A 21,306-nucleotide genomic window follows, 5' to 3' on the forward strand; every position below is an offset into this window, starting at 1 on the left:
GCATGCGCAAACGCCACCTGCTCCCACTGCTCGGCGCGGCGGCCCTGACACTGTCCACAATGGCCGTCCCGATCGCGCAAGCGGCCAACGAAACCGTGAACGTCTGGCTCACCACGACCGACGACTCCCGGGGCGTGAACGTGACCCGTGGCCTGCAGCAGCAGGCGCCGGTCTCGTTCTCGGCCGGCACGGGCAGCGGTCAGCAGACGATCAACGTCAACGAGAACACCACATACCAGCAGTTCGAAGGCGGCGGCGCGTCGTTCACCGACACCGCGGCGTGGCTGATGAACTCCTCCGGCGCGCTGTCGGTGAGCACCCGCAGCTCGGTGATGCAGAAACTCTTCGACCCGAACAACGGGATCGGCCTGAGCTTCCTGCGCAACCCGATCGGCGCGTCGGACCTCGCCCGGTTCAGCTACACGTTCGACGACGTGCCCGCCGGACAGACCGACCCGAACCTCACCCACTTCTCGATCGCCCACGACCAGGCCGATGTGCTGCCGCTGACGCAGCAGGCCAAGCAGCTCAACCCGCAGATGAAAATCATGGTGTCGCCGTGGAGCGCGCCGCCCTGGATGAAGGACAACGACAGCTACAACCTCGGCTGGGTCGAGTCCCAGTACTACAACGCCTACGCCCAGTACTTCGTCAAGTACCTCCAGGCCTACCGCAGCGCCGGCGTGCCGATCGACTACCTCTCCGTGTCGAATGAACCGACGTGCTGCAACGGCTACCCGTCCACGAACTGGAACGGCTCCGGCCTGGCCTTCTTCACGAAGAACAACCTGCTGCCGGCACTGCACACCGCGGGGCTGCCCACGAAGGTCCTCGCGCTCGACTGGAACTGGGACCAGTACCAGGCGTACGCGGCACCGACCATGGACGACGCCGCGATCCGCAACGATCCGAACTTCGGCGGCATGGCGTGGCACGGATACGGCGGCAACGTCGCGCAGCAGACGACCGTGCACAATCAGTACCCGAACGTGAACGCGTACTCGACCGAGCACTCCGGCGGCACCTGGATCGCCAACCAGCAGGCCGAGGACATGAACAACATCATCGACTACACCCGCAACTGGAGCCGGTCGGTCACCAAGTGGAGCCTTGCCGTGGACCAGAACATGGGTCCGCACAACGGCGGCTGCGGCACGTGCACCGGGCTCATCACCGTCCACAACGGAGACTCGCGCAACGGCCAGGTCGACTACACCGTCGAGTACTACACGATGGGCCACCTCACCAAGTTCGTGAAGCCGGGCGCCGTGCGGATCGACTCGAACGACAACGCCACCGTGCGCAACGTCGCATGGAAGAACCCGGACGGGTCCAAGGCACTCATCGCGTACAACTCGGGCACGGGCAACCAGAGCGTGCGCGTGAACTGGGGCGGGCAGTCGTTCACCTACACGCTGCCGGGACACACCTCGGCGACGTTCACGTGGAACGGCACGCAGGCGGGCGGGGGCACCACCACGCCGCCGACCGGCCGCACCGGCCAGATCACGGGGCTGGGCGGCAAGTGCCTCGACGTCGCGGGCGCCAACAGCGCCAACGGCACCGCCGTCGACCTCTACGACTGCAACGGCACGGGCGCACAGCAGTGGACCATCGGCTCCGACGGCACGATCCGGGCGCTGGGCAAGTGCCTCGACGTCAGCGCGGCGTCCACAACGGACGGTTCGAAAGTCCAGCTGTACGACTGCAACGGCACCGGCGCACAGCAATGGACGGCCAACTCGTCCCGCGACATCGTGAACACCGCCGCCAACAAGTGCCTCGACGCCACCGGAAACACCTCGGCCAACGGCACGCGCACGCAGATCTGGACGTGCACCGGCGCGGCCAACCAGAAGTGGACCGCACCGTAACCCTCCCCAGGAGTCCCCGATGAGAAGAAGAGTCCTCGCGGCGATCGGCGGCCTGCTCGCCGCCTCCGCCGTCACCCTGATCCCGGCCGACGCGCAGGCGGCGACCGGGCAGATCACCGGCCTCGGCGGCAAGTGCGTCGACGTCGCCGGCGCGAACAGCGCCAACGGTTCCGCCGTGCAGCTCTACGGCTGCAACGGAACCACGGCACAGCAGTGGAACGTCGGCTCCGACGGCACGATCCGGGCGCTCGGCAAATGCCTCGACGTGGCCTCGGCGGCCACCACCGACGGCGCCAAGGTGCAGCTGTACGACTGCAACGGCACCGGCGCGCAGCAGTGGACGGTCAGCGCCGCCCACGACATCGTGAACACGGCGGCCGACAAGTGTCTCGACGCCACCGGCAACAGCTCCGCCGATGGCACCCGGCTGCAGATCTGGACGTGCACCGGCACCGCCAACCAGAAGTGGACCGCGCCATCTGGCGGCGGCGACACGACCCCGCCGCCCTCCGCCGGCGCGATGGCCGTGGCCCCGTACATCTACAACGGCTGGGGCGCGCCTCCGAATCCGACCACGATCATGAACGCGACGGGCGTGAAGTGGTTCACGCTGGCGTTCGTGCTGTCCAACGGCTACTGCAACCCGCAGTGGGACGGCGCGCGTGCCCTCACCGGCGGCGTGGACCAGGGCACGATCAACACCGTGCGCGGCGCGGGCGGCGACGTGATCCCGTCGTTCGGCGGTTACAGCGGCAACAAGCTGGAGTCCTCGTGCGGCAGCGCGGGTGAGCTCGCGTCGGCGTACCAGAAGGTGATCAACGCCTACGGCCTCAAGGCGATCGACATCGACATCGAGGCCGACGCCTACAGCAACCCGACGGTGCAGCAGCGCACCGTCGACGCGCTGAAGACCGTGCGCGCCAACAATCCGGGCATCAAGATCTACGTCACGTTCGGCACGGGCACCAGCGGCCCGGACTCGAGCCTGGTCAACCGCGCGGCGCAGTCCGGCTTCGCGGCCGACGGCTGGGTCATCATGCCGTTCGACTTCGGCGGCGCCGGGCAGAACATGGGCACCCTCACCACGCGTGCGGCCGACGGGCTGAAGAACGTCGTCAAGAACGCCTTCGGCTACACCGACGACAACGCCTACCGGCACATGGGCATCTCGTCCATGAACGGCATCACCGACCAGAACGAAACGGTGACTGTGGCGGACTTCACCACCATCCTGGGTTACGCGAACCAGCACCACCTGTCGCGGCTGACGTTCTGGTCGGCCAACCGTGACCGGCCGTGCACGGGTGGTCCGGACGACAGCTGCTCGAAGGTCTCGCAGCAGCCGTGGGACTACACCAAGGTGTTCGCCCGGTACGCGGGCTGAGGATCCGAAGTGGACTGACCCGCAGTTACTAATCCGGACAAAAGTAGGCCGACCCCCCGCGCGCCACGTAACCGTTGCTACGAAGCCATTCGGCCGTGACTGTGGTCGGATTGGTAACTATCGGCACAGTACGCAACGGCGGACCGTGATCTCCCCCCGGGGACCACGGTTCGCCGTTGCTCCACCATCTCCACCATCTCCTGGCCACGCACGCCGGATCGGGCACTGGGGGCGACCATCCCGATTCGGTCTTCGCGAAGGCGCCCACACCCCGTCTGGGGGTTCCGGGGCCTGGGGTGCCATCGCTTCACGCGACCTGCTGAAGACGTTAATCAGGTGTCCGCGATCTTGACACCACCCAGACTACGGACGACCCGAACGGCCACAATCGGGTGCCCATCCGCACGAAAGCACGCTATGTAAGCAAGTGCTTCATCCCTTTTCCGACGGAAGTAGTGCCGTTCCTGCGTCGCGGACGCGCAACCCGTGGCAAACGTTTTCCATGGCGCAGCACACACTTTTCCGTTGGGTCATGGCGATTTTCGGGCCCCTGACACGGATCTCGCCCCGGCGCTAAACCGCGCGCAGTCCGGTTTGGACCACCACTGTGAGCTACAGACTCGCGCCGTCCGCCGAACGCTCCGAGTACGCCTCGACGAGCTGCGCTTCGGCGTCGGAGAGGTAAGCCGCGAGCAGTTTTTCCGCGCGCCGGCCGTCCCCTTCCCCGAGCGGCCCGAGCAGTTCGCGGTTGCGCGGCAGGTAGCGCTCGTGGAACCGCCGAGGGTCGGCCATCACGTGGAACACCAGCCGCAGCTCGGCCGTGAGGCCCTGCATGAGCTCGACCACGCGCTCGCTCCCGGTCAACGCGACGAGCTCACTGTGGAACCGGATGTTCGCCGTGCCGAGGTCCTGCCAACGGCCGGTTTCGGCCGCTTCGTCACCCTCGGCGACCGTGGCCGTGATCTTGTCGTAGGAGGTCGGCCGCTCGGTGATCCCGCGGACCGCGGCGCACTCGACGAGCTTGCGGACGCGGTAGATGTCGCGCACGTCGTCGACCGTCGGCACGCGGACGAAGACGCCGCGGTTGAGCTCGTGGGTGAGCAGCCGCTCGTGCGTGAGCAGGCGGAACGACTCGCGCAGCGTGTTGCGCGAGACGCCCAGCGCGTTGCCGATGTCCTGCTCCGACAGCCGGCTGCCGGGCAGGAAGAAGCCCTCGGCGATGCGCGTGCGCAGCACTGCGGCGACCCGCTCCGCTGTGCTCGTGCGGCTCAGCAGGCCGCGGTCGGCTTCCAGGCCCAGCGGGCTCTCGTCGGTGACCACGTCGCCCAGCGTAGCCGCAGGGTTGAGAACAATAAAATGAGAGACTTGTGGAATTGTTCAACAATCCGTACGGTGACTGACATGTGACTCGTGCCACTATGAGACTCTCCCTGCGAGGTACCCATGAACACGAACGTGACAGCAGGCACCACGAGTGCGGCCCGGCCGTTCGAGTGGTTCCGCTCCCTCGGACCCAAGGGCAAGCGCGCCTTCTTCGCCGCCTTCGGCGGTTACGGGCTCGACTCCTTCGACTACCAGACCCTGCCGTTCGGTCTGGCCGCCATCACGGCGTACTTCGGCATCTCCTCGGGCGAGGCCGGCCTGCTCAGCACGACCACGCTGGTCGTCTCCGCGATCGGCGGCATCGGCGCCGGCGTGCTGGCCGACCGCATCGGCCGTGTCCGCACGCTGCAGCTGACCATCGCGCTGTACACGGTCTTCACGGTGCTCTGCGGTTTCGCACCGAACTTCGAGACGCTGCTGGTGTTCCGCGGCCTGCAGGGCCTCGGCTTCGGTGGCGAGTGGGCCGTCGGCGCCGCGCTGGTCGCCGAGTACTGCTCGGCGCGCTACCGCGGCCGGACCGTCGCGTTCGTGCAGAGCGCGTGGGCCGTGGGCTGGGGCCTACTGGTGATCGTCTACACCGTGCTGTTCAGCGTGCTCGACGACGCCGTCGCGTGGCGCGTGCTGTTCTGGGTCGGTGCGCTGCCGGCGCTGCTGGTGCTGTGGGTGCGCCGCCGCGTGGCCGACGCCGAGCACGTGACCGAACGCCGCCTGACGACTCTGAAGATCAAGGCGCGCGGTTCGCTCGCGGGCATCTTTCGCCCCGGCCTGCTGCGCACCACGCTCTTCGCGGCGCTGCTCGCGACCGGTGTCCAGGGCGGGTACTACACGCTGTTCACGTGGATGCCCCAGTACCTCAAGACCTCCCGCGGCCTTTCCGTGGTCGGCACCGGCGGGTACTTCGCGCTGCTGATCCCCGGCGCGTTCATCGGCTACGTCTGCGGCGGGTACCTCGCGGACCTGTTGGGGCGCAAGCGAACCTTCCTGCTGTTCTCCGTGCTGTCGGCGGCGCTGATCGTGCTGTTCGTGCAACTGCCCTACGGCGCCAACGGCCTCATGCTGCTGATCAGCTTCCCGCTGGGCTTCTCGACGTCGGCGATCTTCAGCGGCTTCGGCGCGTACCTCGCGGAGCTGTACCCGACCGAGGTCCGGGCGACGGGCCAGGGCTTCACGTACAACTTCGGGCGCGCGGTGGGCGCCGCGTTCCCCGCGGTGGTCGGGTTCATGGGCGCGGGCGGCGCGATCGCGCTCGGCGCCGTCGGGTACGCGATCGCCGCGCTCGCGTTGCTGGGCCTGCCCGAAACCCGCGGACGGGAACTGACCGGGATCGGGTCATGACCACGTTCCGCGACCCCGCCACGCTGACGCCCGCCGAGGCCCGCGCGCTCTTCCGCGCGGGCACCGAGCGACCGACCGAGGGCTGGGCGCGGGGCTACGCGCAGGCCAACCTGATCGCCGTGCCGCAGGACTGGGCCGAAGACGTACTGCTGTTCTGCGCGCGCAACCCGCGCGCGTGCCCGGTGCTCGACGTCAGCCGGCCCGGCGACCCAGGCTCGCGGCTCGCGCCAGGCGCCGACCTGCGCACCGATCTGCCGCGCTACCGCGTGTGGCACAACGGGGTGCTGACCGGCGAGGTCGGCGACGCGACGGGCCTGTGGCGCAGCGACATGGTGGCGTTCTCCATCGGCTGCACCTACTCGTTCGAGGCGCCGCTGGTCGCGGGCGGCGTGCCCCTGCGGAACCTGACACAGGGGCGCGGCGTCGCGATGTACGTGACCGACCGGCCGTGCACGCCGGCCGGGCGGCTGCACGGACCGTTGGTGGTGACGATGCGGCCGGTCCCGGCCGAACTGCTCGACGAGGCCGTGCGGATCACCTCCGCGTCGCCCTCGCTGCCCGGCGCCCCGGTGCACGTCGGCGATCCGGCCGCGCTGGGCATCGCGGACCTGGCGCGTCCCGACTTCGGCGACGCCGTGGACCTGGAACCCGGTGACGTGCCGGTGTTCTGGGCCTGCGGCGTCACCCCCCAGGCGGCGGTGATGGCTTCGCGGCCGCCGTTCGCCATCACGCACGCGCCGGGGTACATGTTCTTGACAGACCAGCGCGAGACGGGAGAGACATGGATCTGAACAGCGACCTCGGCGAAGGCTTCGGTGCGTGGCGGATGGGCGACGACGAGGCGATGCTCGACATCGTGACCAGCGCGAACATCGCGTGCGGCTTCCACGCGGGCGACCCCGGCGTGATGCGGCGGGTGTGCGCCCGCGCGGCCGAGCGCGGCGTGACGATCGGGGCGCACGTGGGGTACCGCGACCTCGCCGGCTTCGGGCGGCGGGCGCTGGACATCTCGCCTGCGGATCTCACGGACGACGTGCTGTACCAAATCGGCGCGTTGGACGCGTTCGCGCGGGCGGCGGGGTCTTCGGTGAAGTACGTGAAGGCGCACGGTGCGCTGTACAACACGGCGGCGGTGGATCCGGCGCAGGCGGCGGCGCTCGTGGAGGGCGTGCGGCAGTTCGGCACCGGGTTGGCGCTGTTGTGTCCCCCGGACTCGGAGATGCTGCGCGCGGCTTCGGCGGCCGGGGTGACCGGGTACGCGGAGGCGTTCGCGGACCGGGCTTACACGCCGGAGGGGCAGCTCGTGTCGCGCAAGCTGCCGGGTGCGGTGCTGCACGACGCCGACCAGGTCGCCGCACGGGCCACGGCCATGGCGACGACGGGTTCGGTGATCGATGTGGCCGGCGGGAAGCTCGACCTACGGGCGGTTTCCCTTTGTGTGCACGGTGATACGCCGGGGGCCGTGGACATCGCGCGGCGGATTCGCGCTTCGTTGACGGAGGCGGGGGTCACGGTGGAGTCGTTCGTGTGATGGCCGTGTTGCCGTACGGCGGTTCCGCGGTTCTCGTGGAGGCTCAGGACGTGCTCGGGTTGCAGGCGGCGTTGGAGTCGGATCTGCCGGCCGGGGTGGTGGAGCTGGTGCCGGCCGCGCAGACGCTGTTGGTGCGGTTCGATCCTGCGGTGGTGGAGGTGGCTTCGTTGACGCGGTTGTTGTCTTCGGTGTCCACTGTGGATGTTGTCACCGGCTCTTCGGGTGCTGTCACCGTGCCGGTGCGATACGACGGGGCGGATCTCGCCGATGTCGCGGAGGCTTCGGGGTTGTCGGTGCGGGAGGTCGTGTCCTTGCACAGCTCGGCTTCGTACGTGGTGTCGTTCTGCGGCTTCGCGCCGGGCTTCGCTTACTTGACGGGCCTGGATCCCGCACTGCACCTGCCGCGCCGTTCCGTGCCACGCACCCGCGTGCCCGCCGGTTCGGTCGCCATCGCGGGCGAGTACTCGGCGGTCTACCCCCGCCCGTCCCCCGGTGGCTGGCACCTGGTGGGAACGACTTCGCTGCCGGTCTGGGACGTCGAGCGCGACCCGCCCAACCGGCTCACACCGGGCACGCGCGTGCGGTTCGAGGCGGTGTGATGACCGGGAAGGTGGAACTGCTCGCGACCGGTCCCTTCGCGACCGTTCAAGACCTGGGCCGGCCCGGTCTCGCCGCCGTCGGGGTCGGGCGGTCGGGGGCGGCGGACCGTTCGTCGTTGCGGCTGGCGAACCGGCTGGTCGGCAATCCCGAGACGCACGCGGCCCTGGAAGTGACGCTCGGCGGGTTGCGGCTGAGGGTCTCCGAAGCCGCGTTGGTCGCCGTCACCGGGGCGGAGGTCGCGGTGCGGGCCGGGCGGCGGGCGGCCGCACCGAACGGACCTATCGTGCTGCGAGCCGGCGAGGAGCTGGTGGTGGGCACGGCCACCCGCGGCCTGCGCTGCTACGTCGCCGTCCGCGGCGGTTTCGACGTGCGGCCGGTGCTCGGCGCGCGGGCCACCGACACCATGGGCGGTCTCGGGCCGCCGCCCCTGGCTCCGGGCATGACCCTTCCGGTGGGGGACGTCGTCGCCGGGCAGCCGGTCGTCGACCTGGCTCCCCTGGCCCGGCTTTCGGAAGAACCGGTCCTGCGCGTCACCCCCGGGCCGCGCCTCGACTGGTTCACGCGGACCGCACTGTCCACTTTGGTCACCTCCCGCTACACGGTGACCGCCGACCTCGACCGCGTCGGCGTCCGCCTCGACGGGCCGCCGCTCGACCGCGCTCGCACCGGCGAGCTGCCGCCGGAAGCCGCCGTGCCGGGCGCACTGCAGGTGCCACCCTCTGGCGTGCCGATCCTGTTCCTCGCCGACCACCCCGTGACCGGCGGTTATCCCGTGCCCGCCGTCGTCCGCGAACCCGACCTCGACGTCGCCGCGCAGCTGCGGCCCGGTCAGCGCGTGCGCTTCGCGCTGAGCCGCGAAGGCTGACACCAGGCAGAACACCGCCAGTGACACCTCGAGCACCGCCATTGCCACCGACGCCGCGACGTCCGGCCCGGCCGTGGTCACGTCGAACCATGCATCGACCAGCAGGAGCGCCCCCGTGGCGGCCGCAGGGACAGGCGCGCGGCGATCGCCGCGCAGCAGCCACCAGCCCGTGAGCAGCAGGCCGACCGACTCCAGCACGTCGAGCCCCACCCACGCGAGCCGCCAGTGCTGCGCCGCATACGTGTCGGGCAGAGTCGCGGCCAAGATTCCCAGCCACGGCAGCAATCCCGCTCCGGCGAGCGCCGGCACCCAACCCCGCTTCATGACTTCCCCCTTCGTCCCGGCCAGGCTAGTCAATTGCAGAGACTTTTTGCAAACTTTTTCTGCAATGGTTCTCTGCACTACGCTGAGTGGCATGGCGGAACCACCGGAACAGCGGGTCCTCACCGGCCCCGACCTCAAGGCCCTCCAGAAGGCACTGGCCAACCCGGTGCGCCGCGACATCCTCGGCTACCTGGGCAAACACGGCGAAGCGAATTCGACGAGCGTCGCCAAGGCGCTCGGCGAGAGCACGGGCACCACGAGCTACCACCTGCGCAAGCTCGCCGAGCAGAAGCTGATCGCCGAGATCGAGGAGCGCTCGGCAGGCCGCGAACGGTGGTGGCGCTCGATGATGACCAACATCTACACCCCGCCCGGCCTCGAACTGACCGACGACGAGCGCACGGCCGCCACGCAGATCGGCGCGCTGAAGATGAGCCACGACCTCGACCTCGTCGTCCGCGCATACGCCGGCTACGACAGTTCGGAAGGCTGGAACCAGATCTACCGGGCCGGACTCACGCTCACCAAAGACCAGGTGGAAGCGTTTGCGACCGACTTCCGGGCGCTGCTGTGGAAGTACACGATCGAAGCGGAGCCAGGCGCGCGGGACATGGCCATCCGGCTCGTCGTGCTCCCGGAGGACAACCTCACAAACCCGACACCCGCAACGTCAGATTGAGCCGCCCCGTCAGGCCCAGCGCCGGGTCGGCCGTGCCGGGCAGGGTGCGCGGCACGCCGTGGTACGCCAGCCGCGAAGGGCCGCCGAAGACGAACAGGTCGCCGGAGCGCAGCTCGATGTCCGTGTAGGGCCGGTTGCGGTTCTCGGTGTTGCCGAAGCGGAAGACGCAGGTGTCGCCGAGGCTCAGGGACACGACCGGCTCCAGGGAGCGCTCGTCCTTGTCCTGGTGCTGGCCCATTTTGGCCGCGGCGTCGTAGTAGTTCACGAGTGCGACGTCGGGGTCATAGCCGGCGTGGTCGCCGTACGCCGAGGCCACCGCGCGCCGGCCGAGGTCGCCGAGCCAGGGCGGGAACGGTTCCACCGGCGAGCCGTCCTCACGGGTGCGGGAGTAGCGGTACGGGAGCCAGTGCCAGCCGAGGCAGACCATGCGGACGGACATCACGCCGCCACTGGGCAGGCGAGTCTGGCGGTAGCCGCGCCAGCCACGGCAGGACTCGATGAGCGAGCGCTGTTCGTCGAGGTCGAGCCAGTCGGGGACGTGGACCGCGCCAGGCGCGAGTTCGACCCGGGGACGTGGCAGCAGTTCCATCGCGAACATTGTCGCATCGCACAGGCAGGGCTCGGCAGACCGCAGGAGCTACCCGAAGGGTCCAGCCGGGTGCTCCTGCGGCGGTACCCCTCGCCGTAACCGCCGCCTCGACACTCCCACATTCATGTGTAACAGGCCAGGTGTCGATCAGCTACAAGATGGACACGTGACGCGACGGTCGAGGGTCATCACCGTGCGTCGCCCGAACTCGCCCGCCCGAACTCGACAACGGTCACGCCGGCTCGCGCGGGCACGGGGTCGTTCATCGCGACCAGTGCGGCCGGCACGTCGTCGAGGCCGATCCGGGTGCCGATCAGGCCCGCGAGGTCGATGCCCGACCGCTCGACCACGCTCAGCAACTCCGGGTACTCGTGCGCCTGCAGGCCATGGATGCCCACGATCTCCAACTCGCCGCCGATCACGCGGTGCATCGGGATCGGCGCGACGCCCTGCGCGGGCGGCATCAGGCCCGCCTGCACGTGGCGGCCGCGTTTGCGCAGGCTGCCGACCGACGCGGCGCAGGTGGCCGGCGAGCCCAGGCAGTCGAGTGACACGTGGGTGCCACCGCCGGTCAGCGACCGGACGTGCTCGGCCAGCGCCTCCGGCCCCTCGAACACGCCCGCGTCGACGCTCAGCACCGCACCCGACCGCTCCGCGAGCGCCCGCGCGGCCGGCGAGACGTCCACGGCCACGACCTTCGCGCCCGCAGCCGCGGCCAGCAGCACGGCGGAGATCCCGACGCCGCCGCAGCCGTACACGGAAACCCACTGGCCCGCACGCACACCGCCCTGCCGCAGCACCGCGCGGAACGCCGTGCCGAAGCGGCAGCCGAGCGCCGCGGCCTCCGCCGCCGACATCGCGTCCGGCAGCGCGACGAGGTTGGCCTGCGCGTGCTCGATCGCCACGAGCTCCGCGAACGACCCCCAATGGGTGGCTCCCGGCTGGAACTCGTCGTCGCAGATCTGCTGGTCACCGCGCGCACACTGCGCACAGCTACCGCACGCGCACACGAACGGCACCGTCACCCGCGCGCCGACCTCCCAGCCGCGCACGCCCGCACCGATCGCCGCGATCCGCCCCGCCAGCTCGTGGCCGGCGACGTGCGGCAGCTTCACGGCCTCGTCGTGGCCCTGCCACGTGTGCCAGTCGCTGCGGCACACACCCGTGGCGTCCACCGCGATCACCACCCCACCGGGCGGCGCCACCGGATCCGGCACCTCGACCACCTGGGGCAGCACCCCGAATTGCTCGATCACGACCGCACGCATGGGATTGATCGTAGAGATCGACGACCCGCGCACTCACGCCCTGCTCGGATTGCTCCTGCCGCGCGCTTCCGCCCTGCCCCAACCCCTCAAACCCAGCCCCGGCGCGAGATCGATGCATCGTTGGCCTCGGCTCCGCCGAGGGGCGCGAGATCGCCTTTGAGCGATCTCGCGCGTGGGTCAAGTCACGGCGGGCGGGTCGCTGTGTTCCAGCTGCGAATTCAGCGGTGCAACTGCGCGCGCGAGCGTGGGGGCCCGAGCAACCTGCGCAGGGAATTTGGCGGCACCCCGACGATGTCTTCCAAATTCCTTAGGGCCTGCAACGATTCCGGCCGCTCCGGGCGGCACCGGCCCGACTGCCAGTGGCTCAATGTCGCGAGACTCAGGGAAGTTCCCCTGCCACGCAACCGATATCTGATCCTGTCCAGTCCCAGCCCCCTCGCCCTGATTGCCGCTCGCAGGGCGTCCGCGAACGGGCCGGCCTCGAGCAGCCGCCCGAGATCCCGTTCCGCCGTTTCCGCCCTGTCCATCGTCGACGTTCGCTGACCGGTCATCGCACACGCTCCGAACCATGTCGCTTCCCGAAACCTCGGAGCGTAGGCCGGACTCCACATGATCGGAAGGGCACTCACCCGCCTGCGGAGAGAGAACGAGCGATCTCCGCCAAGGGTTCTGCGTAGCCGGAATTCACGGTGACGTAGGAAATCCCCCACCGTTCGCGCCACCGGAGAAGAGTTTCCCTTGCCACACCAGGGTTTTCCGGCAGAACCGTGACGGCGCCGCGCTCGGCGAGCTCGGGAACATCCACTCCGGTGTACTTCGCGATGTGGGGTGCCGGCGCATTTCCGACGGCTATCAGATTCACCGAAAGTTCGATCGCCCCGAATCGCGTGCCCGCCATTTCGTGAAAGTTGTCCACAATAGAATCGGCTTCGGATTCCGTGGTCCGGGGTGCCCAGGACAGAGTGACCACATCGGCCTCGCGCGCGGCGAGCGCGAGCATCTTCGGCCCGCCGCCGGCGAGCAGCAGGCGCGGCCGCTCGGGCGTCTCCTTCAGGAACGCGATGGTGTCGGCCAGGCGCGCGATGCGCTCACCCGGCGACGCGAACTCCCGGCCGAGGCCGCGTGCGAACGCACCGGCGCCGGGCCGCCCGACGCCCAGGCCGAGCTCGAACCGGCCGCCCGTCACGCGGTGCAACGTGGACACCTGCCAGCCTAGCTGGCGAGCGTCACGGAACGGGTCGGCGAGCACGAAGGTACCCAGCGTGAGGCGGCTGGTGACGGCAGCGGCCGCGGGCACGAGCGTGAGCGGGTCGGCGTCGCCGACGGGGTCGGTGGCAAGCAGGGTGTCGAGGCCGAGCTCCTCGATCCGGCGAGCCTGGTCGGTCCAGGCCTTGAGGTCGGGGGCGTACCCGGCGACGATCCCGAAGCGGAACGGTTTGATGGTCATGGCGACCATCGTCGGCGCCGGCGGGGGTAGCCCACATCCGCCGAGGAGCGACACCGGCGCGTACGCCCGTCAGCGCAGCGGCTCAGCCTCAGCGCACGGCGACGGACAGCGCTTGCGCGATCTCCTTGCCGATCGCGTGCGTCGCCGCGTCCGGCGGCTGGCCCACCTTCACGACCATCGGCCCGCCGAACGGCTGGCGCTCCACCACCTCGATGCGCTCACCCAGGCCGATGGCGTGCTCGGTGAGGTAGCGCAGCAGCTCCGGGTCCGTGTCCCACACGCGCACGATCTCGCCGACGGCGCCGGGCGGCAGGTCGTCCAGGATGCGCATCGGCACCTCCTCGACGCTGCCGTCGGGGGCCGGGATGGGGTCGCCGTGCGGGTCGCGCAGGGGGTTGCCGAGCTTGACGGCGATGCGCTCGACCAGCCGGTCGGACACCGCGTGCTCCAGCGCGTCGGCCTCCGAGTGGACCTCGTCCCAGGTGTAGCCCAGCTCGGAGACGAGGTAGGTCTCGATCAGCCGGTGCCGGCGCAACACCGAGCGCGCCAGCAGCCGCCCCTCGGCGGTCAGCTCGATACCCCGGTAGGGCACGTGGGCCACCAGCCCGAGCTGCGAAAGCTTCGTGACCATGCCCGACGCCGACGACGGGCTCACCTCGAGCCGTCCCGCCAGCGTCGCGTTGGTCACGGCCTCACCGCGCTCGACGAGCCCGTAGATCACGCGCACGTAGTCCTCGACCGACGACGACCTCCGGACGGAACCATCTTCCATACCGCATACGATACGGGCTCACCCCTCACCGTCCGGACGCCGTGGGGCGCCCGAATGTGGTTCAACGCTGAACGACTCGGTCCGGACCAGCGTGGTCCGGACAGCGGCACTCACGGCCGCCAGCGGTACCGGATCCAGCCTGGCACGGGCTCCGCGCCCAGCTGCGTGTAGAACGCCTCGGCCTTCTCGTTGCTCGCCTGCATGTCCCACTCGACGCGGCCGGTGGTGCGCGAACGCAGCTCGTCGAGCAGCTCGCGGCCCAGCCCGTGGCGGCGGTGTTCGGGGCGGATGAACAGGTCGTCGAGCCAGATCCCCGGCCGAGCTTCCCACGTCGAGAAGTTCCAGCTGCAGAACGCGAAGCCCGCGACCACGTCCGGGCGGTCCGGCAGCGTCGCGAGGACGACCCATGCCTTGGGCTCGGGCCCGAACAGGTACCCGCTCATCTCGGCGCGGTCGAGCTTCAGGTCGTGCTTGTCCTCGTACACGGCGTGCTCTTCGATGAGCGCGCAGATCTCTTCGGCGTCTTCGAAGACGGCGTCGCGGACGGGCATGCGAGGAACCCCAATCTTGTCGGTGGTGGCGGTTACGGTGCGGACATGAGCCCCGAAGACCGATTCGAGGACCTGATCGACGAGCTGCTGGGCGGCGAAGACGCCGAGGGCGTCGAGCCGCCGCGGCCCGGAAGCGGGTTCGGGTCGAGTGCCCTGCGCGTGGACAACCGCATCTTCGCCATGCTCGTGCGCGGGCACCTCGTGGTAAAGCTGCCGAAGCGCCGCGTCGACGCGCTGGTGGCCGAGGGCCACGGCGTGCGGTTCGACGCGAACAAGGGCACGCCGATGAAGGAGTGGTTCACGCTCGACCAAGAGTCGTCGCTCGACTGGCCCGCGCTGGCGCGCGAAGCGTGTGCGTTCGTCGGCAAGCGATAGGTCACGATGCCTCGTAGCGCAGTTCGCCGCCCACGGCGGTGGCGAGCACGCGGAGATCGTCCATAGTGTCCATAGTGGACAGCGGGTCACCCGAAAGGACTGCGAAGTCCGCCAGCTTGCCCGGATCCAGCGTGCCGAGGTCGTGTTCGGCGAAGGTCGCGTACGCCGAGCCGTAGGTGTACGCGCGCAGCGCCTCCTGCGGGGTGAGCGCTTCCTCGGGCGAGAACGGCGCGCCCGACGACGTGCGCCGGCGCACCATGTCGGCCAGGCCCAGCAGCGGCGCGCCGTCGACGACCGGACGGTCGGAGCTCGCGGGCAGCACGCAGCCGGCGTCGAGGACGCTGCGCAGGCGGTAGCACCACGGCACCCGTGACTCGCCGAGCGCCGCGCGCATGCCGTCGCCCAGCTCGTTCACGAACCGGCCCTGCGGCGACGCGATGAGCCCCAGCCGAGCCAGGCGCGCCAGCTCCGCCGGCTGAAGCACCGCGCAGTGCTCGACGCGGTGCCGGTGGTCCTCGCGCGGCGAAGCGGCCAACGCGGCTTCGTACGCGTCGAGCACCACGGTGATGGCGCGGTCGCCGATGGCGTGCGTCGCGATCTGCCAGCCGGCGTCGTGCGCAAGGCGGATCGTGCGGGCCAGCTCCTCCTCCGGCACCTGGAAGTAGCCGCGGTTGCCCGGCTCGCCGGCGAACGGCTCGTGCATCGCGCAGGTGCGCCCGACCAGGGAACCGTCGGCGAAGAGCTTCATCGGCCCGACGCGCAGCCACTCGTCGCCGAAGCCCGTGCGCAGGCCCAAGTCGAGGCCGAACCCGGCGCCGTCCGACAGGTCGTGGAGCACGCTCGCGGCCACCATCACCGTGCTCCGCACGCGCAGCACCCCGCGTTCGCGCGCCAGCTGGTACGCGGCCAGCTCGGCGGGCGTCTCCCCGACCAGCCCGCCGCCGATGCCGGCCTCCTGCACGCTCGTGATGCCCTCGGCCAGGAACTGCTCGCTCGCGCGGTCGAGGCCGCGGACCACGGCATCGATCGGCGCCGGGTAGGTCAGCGGTCGCAGCAGGAGCTGGGCCTGCTCGCGCAACAGCCCGGTCGGCGACCCGGAAGCGTCGAGCACCACGTCGCCGCCCACCGGCACGTGCGCGAGGTCGAGCTGGTGCAGCACGGCGGAGTTGACCACGGTCATGTGCCCGGACGTGTGCTTGAGCCGCACGAGCATCCCGGGCGCGGCGCGGTCGAGGCCGTGGCGGTCGGGGTGCGCGCCGCCGGCCAGCTTGTTCTGGTCGTAACCGCTGCCGATGACCCAGCTGCCGGCGGGCAGCTCCGCGGCCCGGCGCGCCACGGCGTCGTAGACCTCCTCGACGGTGCGGCAGTCGCTCAGCGCCACGTCGTCCAGGCCCATGCCGAACCACGCCATGTGGTTGTGGGCGTCGTGGAACCCGGGCACCACGTACGCGCCGCCGAGGTCGATCCGCCGGCGCGCAGACAGCGCCTCGGCGTCCTCGCCCAGCGCCACGACCCGGCCATGCAGCACGGCGAGCGCACTGTCCCCGGTGGCGCTGTCCCCGATGGCGCTGTCCCCGGTGAGCAGCCGGGCGTTCTCGTACACCGCGTCGACCCGCATGAACGAGACCCTATCGATCGATCGATCGAACGTCTAGGCTCGCTGCCATGAGCACCGTGGACCTCGCCGTCGAGGGCGGCATCGCACACATCCGGCTGAACCGCCCCGAGCGGCTGAACGCCGTGGCGCCCGTTCTGGTGGACGACTTCCTGACCGCGCTGGACGGCGTCGCGCGCAGCACCGCCCGCGTGGTTCTGCTGTCCGGCAACGGCCGCGCCTTCTGCGCCGGCCACGACCTCAAGGAGCCGACGTCGGAAGGCGACTCGCGGGCCCGGCTCGACCGGCTGCAGGACGTGACTCGCAGGCTGCGCGCGCTGCCGCAGCCGGTGATCGCCGCCGTGCACGGCTACGCGCTCGGCGCCGGCGCGGAGTTCGCACTCGGCTGCGACCTGGTACTGGCCGCCGACGACGCCGTGTTCGGCTTCCCCGAGGTCTCGCTCGGGCTGAGCGTGACGGGCGCGGCCTCGCGCCTGCTGCCGCTGCTCGTCGGGCCCATGAAGGCCAAGGAACTGCTCCTGCTCGGCGAGCGCTTCGACGGCCTGCGCGCCCACGACCTGGGTCTGGTCAACGCCGCCGTGCCCGCCGCCGAGCTCATGACACTGGCGCTGGGCTGGGCCGAGAAGATCGCGCACCACCCCGCCGAGGCCGCCACCATGGCCAAGCGGGCGCTCGACTCCGGCATCGACCACGCACTGGAATCGGCCCTGGAGCTGGAGGTCAGCCACGCGCTGATCACCGAGCACTCGGCCGCCGTGCGCGAGTCCACCGAGGCGTTCCGGAGCCGTGCGTGAAGACCCTGCAGCAGGCCGACACCCTCGTGGCGCTGCTCGACCGCGCCGCGCAGCTGTGGCCGGAGCGCACCGCGTGGGTCTTCGACGCGACGGGCGAGCGGTTCACCTTCGCCGACGTCGACGAGCGCAGCGGCCGGTTCGCCGCCGCGTTGCACGAGCTGGGCGTGCGGCCCGGCGACCGCGTGGCCGTGATGCTGCGCAACCAGCCGGAGTTCCCGCTGCTGTGGCTCGCGCTGGCGAAACTCGGCGCGGTGCTGGTGCCGGTGAACACGAACTACCGCGAGTTCGACGGCGCCCACGTGCTGCGCCACTCCGGCGCGCGGTTCGCCGTGGCGGCCGACGAGTTCGTGGAGCTGCTGGAGAAGATCGCGCCGGACACCGCCGTGGAGCGGGTGCTGACGCCGGCGGATCTGCGGGCTTCGGACGCGAAGCCGGTCACGAACGTCGTCGCCGAGCAGCCCGTGAACATCCAGTACACCTCCGGCACCACCGGCGCCCCCAAGGGCTGTGTACTGCCGCACCGGTACTGGACCACGCTCGCCGTCAGCCTCGCCACGGAATTCCCCGCCGTCGGCGAAGAAGACATCCTCCTGACCGCCCAGCCGTTCCACTACATCGATCCACAGTGGAACGTCGCGTTGGGACTCGCGAGCGGCGCGACACTCGTGGTGCTCGACCGCTTCCACCCGTCCACGTTCTGGGCCAAGGTGCGCGAGTACGGCGTCACGTGGTTCTACTGCCTCGGCCTGATGCCGACACTCCTGCTGCGCCAGCCGCCGCACGAAAACGACCGCAACCACCGCGTCCGCGCGATCTGCGCGTCGGCCATCCCGCGCGAGCTGCACGCCGAGCTGGAACAGCGGTGGGGCGCGCCGTGGTACGAGGCGTTCGGCATGACGGAGACCGGCGGCGACATCCGCGTGCCAGAGGCCGACCACGACGTCGCCGTGGGCACCGGCTGCATCGGCCGGCCCAGCCGCGACCGCGAGGTGCTGATCGCCGACGAGCACGGGAAACCCCTGCCGCGCGGGGAAACCGGCGAGCTGCTCATCCGTGGTATCGGCCTGATGCACGGCTACCACGACGACGCGCAAGCCACCGCGCGCGCGTTCGCCGGCGGCTGGTTCCACACGGGCGACCTCGCGAGCATGGACGCCGAGGGCCGCGTGTTCTTCGCAGGCCGCACCAAGGACATGATCCGGCGCAGCGGCGAGAACGTCTCGGCCGACGAGGTGGAACGCGCGCTGCTGCTGCACCCCGCTGTGTGCCTGGCGGCCGTGCTCGCGGTGCCCGACGAGCTGCGCGGCGAAGAGGTGAAGGCCTACGTCGTCTGCGAAGGCGAGGTGGCGCCCGAAGAGCTCGCCGAGTTCTGCGCCGAGAAGCTGGCGTACTTCAAGGTGCCGCGCTTCTGGGCGTTCGCCGACGGACTGCCGCGCACCCCGTCCGAACGCATCGCGAAGGGCGAGCTGCGCAAGGTGGCGGACCTGCGCGCGGGCGCATGGGACCGGACCACGGGGACGTGGCTGTGAGCAGCGGCGAGCGTGTGCGCGCGGCGGCGGTGAAACTGTTCGCCGCCAAGGGTTTCCACGGCACGGGCATCCGCGACCTCGCGAGCGAGGCCGAGCTGTCGTCGGCGAGCTTGTACCACTACATGGGCACCAAGGAGGACCTGCTCGTCGAGATCATGACCACCGCGTTGCGGCGGCTGCTCGACGCGGCGGACAAGGCCACCGCCGGCGCGGCCGATCCCGTGGCGCGCCTGCGTTCGCTCGTCGCGCTGCACGTGCTCGCCCACGCCGCGCGGCCCGCCGAAACCCGCGTGGTGGACAACGAAGTCGACGCGCTTTCGGATGCCGCGCGTACGCGAGTCGTCGCTCTGCGGGACGAATACGAGGGTCTGTGGGCGCAGGCGATCTCCGACGGCGTGGCGGCGGGCGTGTTCCACACCGCCCACCCGGCTGTGACGCGCCTGGCACTGCTGGAGATGTGCAGCGGGGTGGCGCGCTGGTACTCGCCGCTGGGGCCGTTGTCGCTCGAAGGGCTGGCCACGCACTACGCGGAGCTGGCGCTGGGCGCACTCGGCCACCCCATTGCCGTAGCTGTTCCCGATCTGCGACAGTGCCTGGAAGTGGTCGCCCAGGTGTGGGACATGCCTGTTCAGCCGGGGTTTTAGCGACCTACGCCTTGCTGATTGGGCGAACGTGGGGGACGCTCGAAGGGTGACTGAGCAAACGATCCAACTGGAACTGGACGACTCGGGTCTCGCACCTAGCCTGCCCGCTCCAACAAACCCCCGCGACCAGGTACAGGATGTGCCGTATCGCCCGGTCGAGTTCCGTGACGACGATCTGCCGACCGCACTCGAACGCTGTGCCGTGTGGCTGCGTCAAGCTCAGGAGTGGCTCGGTGAACCGCTCGACGTGCTGGCGATTCACCTCGACTACGACGACCGCCAAGGTTCTCCCTACTACGACGTGAAGGTGCTCTGCAACGAAGAGGACTTGGCCGGCGTCCCCATCGCCCTCCGCAACAGCAGCAAGTGATTCGCTGAGAACACCATTCATCCCCTGAAGGCCTCGTGGCCGGACCGCGCGTCCCACCACGAGGCCTTCACGGTTTTCATGCCGTTTTCACACTCGGCTTTACGGCTCAGCCGAGCGCGCCGCCGACCTTCACGTGGCCCTTGAGGAGGTTGCGCGCGATGGTGCGGCGCTGGATCTCGTCGGTGCCTTCGTAGATGCGCAGCAGCCGCAGCTCGCGGTACCAGCGCTCCACCGGCAGCTCGCGCGTGTAGCCCATGCCGCCGTGGATCTGCAGCACGCGGTCCACGATCTCGTTGGCCTTCTGGCCGCCGTAGAGCTTCGCCATCGACTGCGCGTGGCGCGAGTCCATCTTCTGGTCGACCTGCCACGCGGCGTGCAGCACGAGCCAGCGCAACGCTTCGAGCTCCACCCCGGAGTCGGCGATCATCCACTGGATCGCCTGGCGTTCGGCGATCTTCTGCCCGAACGTCTCGCGCGTGTTGGCGTGCTCGATGGCCATGGAGATCAGGCGCTCGCACGAACCGATCGCGCGGGCGGGCAGCAGGTAGCGGCCCTGGCCGATCCACTGCATCGCCAGTTCGAAGCCGCGGCCCTCCTCACCGAGGATCTGCGACTCGGGCACGCGCACGTCCTGGAACACCAGCGCCGCCGGGCCCCACTCGCCCATCGTGTCGATGTACTCGGACTTCCAGCCCATCTCGCGGTCGACGAGGAAGCAGGTGACGCCGCCGTTGGCACCCTTTTCCGGGTCGGTGATGGCGAAGACCATCACGAAGTCGGCTTCGTTGCCGCCGGTGATGAAGGTCTTCTCGCCGTTGATGACCCAGTCGGAGCCGTCCTTGCGCGCGGTGGTGCGGATGGCCTTCGCGTCGGAGCCGGCGCCGGGTTCGGTGATGGCGAAGCACGACTTGCGCTCGCCGGAGATCGTCGGCAGCAGGTAGGTCTGCTTCTGCTCCTCGTTGGCGTGGAACAGGATGTTGTCCGCGGCGCCGCCGAAGCGGAACGGCACGAAGGTGCGACCCAGTTCGGCCTCCAGCAGCGCGGCCATCACGGCCGAGAGCCCCATGCCGCCGTACTCCTCCGGCGTGAGCACGCCCCAGAAGCCGGATTCCTTGGCCTTGAGCTGCAGCTCCGTCAGCTCCTCGGCCGTAACCCCCGGCCGGCCGGCGCGCTCGCGGCGAAGCACCTCCTGCTCACGCGGCACGAGCTCGCGCTGCACGAACGTGCGCACCCAGTCGCGCACTTCGCGTTCTTCGGTGCTCAGGGTGAAATCCATCGAGTCGTCCCTTTCCAAGCCGTCCGGCTAAGCGCTTGCTTAGCCGAGGGTACCGCGTGGTCTTGGGGTCCCCCTAGTACCTGGCCGGTTACCGTGACAAC

Annotated in this window: 22 protein-coding genes; 13 read left to right on the forward strand and 9 right to left on the reverse strand. The window is 70.0% G+C overall.

Features of this window, described 5'->3' with window-relative positions:
* The first annotated feature begins 2 nt into the window (after positions 1–2).
* Positions 3–1,874, forward strand: coding sequence for a ricin-type beta-trefoil lectin domain protein (locus K1T34_RS13010; protein ID WP_255638480.1), 1,872 nt, complete (start codon positions 3–5; stop codon positions 1,872–1,874).
* 19 nt (positions 1,875–1,893) lie between these two features.
* Positions 1,894–3,258, forward strand: coding sequence for a chitinase (locus K1T34_RS13015; RefSeq protein ID WP_220244524.1), 1,365 nt, complete (start codon positions 1,894–1,896; stop codon positions 3,256–3,258).
* Between the two features lie 612 nt (positions 3,259–3,870).
* Here the strand turns inward: K1T34_RS13015 and K1T34_RS13020 are convergent.
* Positions 3,871–4,578: a GntR family transcriptional regulator gene (locus K1T34_RS13020; protein WP_255638481.1), complete on the reverse strand. Its 708-nt coding sequence runs from the start codon at positions 4,576–4,578 to the stop codon at positions 3,871–3,873.
* 123 nt (positions 4,579–4,701) lie between these two features.
* On the opposite strand from K1T34_RS13020, the gene K1T34_RS13025 reads away from it, so the two are divergent.
* The 6 genes from K1T34_RS13025 to K1T34_RS13050 all read left to right on the forward strand — a co-directional run bounded on the left by K1T34_RS13025 (position 4,702) and on the right by K1T34_RS13050 (position 9,975).
* Positions 4,702–5,976, forward strand: coding sequence for an MFS transporter (locus K1T34_RS13025; protein WP_220244525.1), 1,275 nt, complete (start codon positions 4,702–4,704; stop codon positions 5,974–5,976).
* Positions 5,973–6,767, forward strand: a complete 795-nt coding sequence (locus K1T34_RS13030; RefSeq protein ID WP_220244526.1) for a putative hydro-lyase — start codon at positions 5,973–5,975, stop codon at positions 6,765–6,767. The genes K1T34_RS13025 and K1T34_RS13030 overlap by 4 nt, the downstream gene beginning before the upstream one ends.
* Positions 6,758–7,507: a LamB/YcsF family protein gene (locus K1T34_RS13035; RefSeq protein ID WP_220244527.1), complete on the forward strand. Its 750-nt coding sequence runs from the start codon at positions 6,758–6,760 to the stop codon at positions 7,505–7,507. Before K1T34_RS13030 ends, K1T34_RS13035 begins: the two co-directional genes overlap by 10 nt.
* Positions 7,507–8,106, forward strand: a complete 600-nt coding sequence (pxpB, locus tag K1T34_RS13040; protein ID WP_220244528.1) for a 5-oxoprolinase subunit PxpB — start codon at positions 7,507–7,509, stop codon at positions 8,104–8,106. Before K1T34_RS13035 ends, pxpB begins: the two co-directional genes overlap by 1 nt.
* A complete protein-coding gene (locus tag K1T34_RS13045) occupies positions 8,106–8,972 on the forward strand; it encodes a biotin-dependent carboxyltransferase family protein (protein ID WP_220244529.1) in 867 nt (288 codons plus the stop codon). The genes pxpB and K1T34_RS13045 overlap by 1 nt, the downstream gene beginning before the upstream one ends.
* A 415-nt stretch (positions 8,973–9,387) precedes the next feature.
* Positions 9,388–9,975 carry a helix-turn-helix domain-containing protein gene (locus tag K1T34_RS13050; RefSeq protein WP_220244530.1) on the forward strand — a complete coding sequence of 196 codons (588 nt, stop codon included), beginning with the start codon at positions 9,388–9,390 and terminating at the stop codon, positions 9,973–9,975.
* Here K1T34_RS13050 and K1T34_RS13055 read toward each other — a convergent pair.
* From K1T34_RS13055 to K1T34_RS13075, 6 genes are all read right to left on the reverse strand, one after another.
* Entirely contained in the window at positions 9,944–10,564 is a 621-nt protein-coding gene (locus K1T34_RS13055) for an alpha-ketoglutarate-dependent dioxygenase AlkB (protein WP_220244531.1), read from the reverse strand. The two genes, K1T34_RS13050 and K1T34_RS13055, sit on opposite strands and share 32 nt — an antisense overlap.
* Before the next feature lie 188 nt (positions 10,565–10,752).
* Positions 10,753–11,832: an alcohol dehydrogenase catalytic domain-containing protein gene (locus K1T34_RS13060; RefSeq protein ID WP_220244532.1), complete on the reverse strand. Its 1,080-nt coding sequence runs from the start codon at positions 11,830–11,832 to the stop codon at positions 10,753–10,755.
* Positions 11,833–12,050: 218 nt separating this feature from the next.
* Positions 12,051–12,383: a transcriptional regulator gene (locus K1T34_RS53265; protein ID WP_255638482.1), complete on the reverse strand. Its 333-nt coding sequence runs from the start codon at positions 12,381–12,383 to the stop codon at positions 12,051–12,053.
* Between the two features lie 74 nt (positions 12,384–12,457).
* Entirely contained in the window at positions 12,458–13,279 is an 822-nt protein-coding gene (locus tag K1T34_RS13065; protein WP_220244533.1) for an LLM class flavin-dependent oxidoreductase, read from the reverse strand.
* An 88-nt stretch (positions 13,280–13,367) separates the two neighbouring features.
* Positions 13,368–14,051, reverse strand: coding sequence for a metal-dependent transcriptional regulator (locus K1T34_RS13070; RefSeq protein ID WP_220244534.1), 684 nt, complete (start codon positions 14,049–14,051; stop codon positions 13,368–13,370).
* Positions 14,052–14,161: 110 nt separating this feature from the next.
* Positions 14,162–14,602 (reverse strand): GNAT family N-acetyltransferase, encoded by a 441-nt coding sequence (locus tag K1T34_RS13075; RefSeq protein ID WP_220244535.1) that lies wholly within the window; start codon positions 14,600–14,602, stop codon positions 14,162–14,164.
* 45 nt (positions 14,603–14,647) lie between these two features.
* Between K1T34_RS13075 and K1T34_RS53270 the strand changes: the two genes are divergently transcribed.
* Entirely contained in the window at positions 14,648–14,977 is a 330-nt protein-coding gene (locus K1T34_RS53270; protein ID WP_255638483.1) for a hypothetical protein, read from the forward strand.
* Position 14,978: 1 nt separating this feature from the next.
* On the opposite strand, the gene K1T34_RS13085 is transcribed toward K1T34_RS53270, so the two are convergent.
* Complete coding sequence (locus K1T34_RS13085; RefSeq protein ID WP_220244536.1) at positions 14,979–16,595, reverse strand: amidohydrolase; 1,617 nt, start codon at positions 16,593–16,595, stop codon at positions 14,979–14,981.
* A 47-nt stretch (positions 16,596–16,642) separates the two neighbouring features.
* On the opposite strand from K1T34_RS13085, the gene K1T34_RS13090 reads away from it, so the two are divergent.
* Genes K1T34_RS13090 through K1T34_RS13105 form a run of 4 tightly spaced genes read left to right on the forward strand, consistent with a single transcriptional unit; the run spans position 16,643 to position 19,929 of the window.
* The gene (locus K1T34_RS13090; RefSeq protein WP_220244537.1) at positions 16,643–17,386 is read left to right on the forward strand and encodes an enoyl-CoA hydratase/isomerase family protein; all 744 of its coding nucleotides are present in this window, start codon (positions 16,643–16,645) and stop codon (positions 17,384–17,386) included.
* A complete protein-coding gene (locus K1T34_RS13095) occupies positions 17,383–18,915 on the forward strand; it encodes an ATP-dependent acyl-CoA ligase (protein WP_220244538.1) in 1,533 nt (510 codons plus the stop codon). Before K1T34_RS13090 ends, K1T34_RS13095 begins: the two co-directional genes overlap by 4 nt.
* Positions 18,912–19,559, forward strand: coding sequence for a TetR/AcrR family transcriptional regulator (locus tag K1T34_RS13100; RefSeq protein ID WP_220247172.1), 648 nt, complete (start codon positions 18,912–18,914; stop codon positions 19,557–19,559). The genes K1T34_RS13095 and K1T34_RS13100 overlap by 4 nt, the downstream gene beginning before the upstream one ends.
* A gap of 46 nt (positions 19,560–19,605) precedes the next feature.
* Positions 19,606–19,929 (forward strand): hypothetical protein, encoded by a 324-nt coding sequence (locus K1T34_RS13105; protein WP_220244539.1) that lies wholly within the window; start codon positions 19,606–19,608, stop codon positions 19,927–19,929.
* A 106-nt stretch (positions 19,930–20,035) separates the two neighbouring features.
* On the opposite strand, the gene K1T34_RS13110 is transcribed toward K1T34_RS13105, so the two are convergent.
* Entirely contained in the window at positions 20,036–21,205 is a 1,170-nt protein-coding gene (locus tag K1T34_RS13110) for an acyl-CoA dehydrogenase family protein (RefSeq protein WP_220244540.1), read from the reverse strand.
* Between the last annotated feature and the right edge of the window lie 101 nt (positions 21,206–21,306).

Source organism: Amycolatopsis sp. DSM 110486, assembly GCF_019468465.1.
GTDB lineage: Bacteria > Actinomycetota > Actinomycetes > Mycobacteriales > Pseudonocardiaceae > Amycolatopsis.

Coding starts and splice junctions, on each gene's coding strand:
- K1T34_RS13010 (WP_255638480.1), top strand. CDS start 3: ATGCGCAAACGCCACCTGCTCCCACTGCTCGGCGCGGCGGCCCTGACA.
- K1T34_RS13015 (WP_220244524.1), top strand. CDS start 1,894: ATGAGAAGAAGAGTCCTCGCGGCGATCGGCGGCCTGCTCGCCGCCTCC.
- K1T34_RS13025 (WP_220244525.1), top strand. CDS start 4,702: ATGAACACGAACGTGACAGCAGGCACCACGAGTGCGGCCCGGCCGTTC.
- K1T34_RS13030 (WP_220244526.1), top strand. CDS start 5,973: ATGACCACGTTCCGCGACCCCGCCACGCTGACGCCCGCCGAGGCCCGC.
- K1T34_RS13035 (WP_220244527.1), top strand. CDS start 6,758: ATGGATCTGAACAGCGACCTCGGCGAAGGCTTCGGTGCGTGGCGGATG.
- pxpB (WP_220244528.1), top strand. CDS start 7,507: ATGGCCGTGTTGCCGTACGGCGGTTCCGCGGTTCTCGTGGAGGCTCAG.
- K1T34_RS13045 (WP_220244529.1), top strand. CDS start 8,106: ATGACCGGGAAGGTGGAACTGCTCGCGACCGGTCCCTTCGCGACCGTT.
- K1T34_RS13050 (WP_220244530.1), top strand. CDS start 9,388: ATGGCGGAACCACCGGAACAGCGGGTCCTCACCGGCCCCGACCTCAAG.
- K1T34_RS13055 (WP_220244531.1), bottom strand. CDS start 10,564: ATGGAACTGCTGCCACGTCCCCGGGTCGAACTCGCGCCTGGCGCGGTC.
- K1T34_RS13060 (WP_220244532.1), bottom strand. CDS start 11,832: ATGCGTGCGGTCGTGATCGAGCAATTCGGGGTGCTGCCCCAGGTGGTC.
- K1T34_RS53265 (WP_255638482.1), bottom strand. CDS start 12,383: ATGACCGGTCAGCGAACGTCGACGATGGACAGGGCGGAAACGGCGGAA.
- K1T34_RS13065 (WP_220244533.1), bottom strand. CDS start 13,279: ATGACCATCAAACCGTTCCGCTTCGGGATCGTCGCCGGGTACGCCCCC.
- K1T34_RS13070 (WP_220244534.1), bottom strand. CDS start 14,051: ATGGAAGATGGTTCCGTCCGGAGGTCGTCGTCGGTCGAGGACTACGTG.
- K1T34_RS13075 (WP_220244535.1), bottom strand. CDS start 14,602: ATGCCCGTCCGCGACGCCGTCTTCGAAGACGCCGAAGAGATCTGCGCG.
- K1T34_RS53270 (WP_255638483.1), top strand. CDS start 14,648: ATGAGCCCCGAAGACCGATTCGAGGACCTGATCGACGAGCTGCTGGGC.
- K1T34_RS13085 (WP_220244536.1), bottom strand. CDS start 16,595: ATGCGGGTCGACGCGGTGTACGAGAACGCCCGGCTGCTCACCGGGGAC.
- K1T34_RS13090 (WP_220244537.1), top strand. CDS start 16,643: ATGAGCACCGTGGACCTCGCCGTCGAGGGCGGCATCGCACACATCCGG.
- K1T34_RS13110 (WP_220244540.1), bottom strand. CDS start 21,205: ATGGATTTCACCCTGAGCACCGAAGAACGCGAAGTGCGCGACTGGGTG.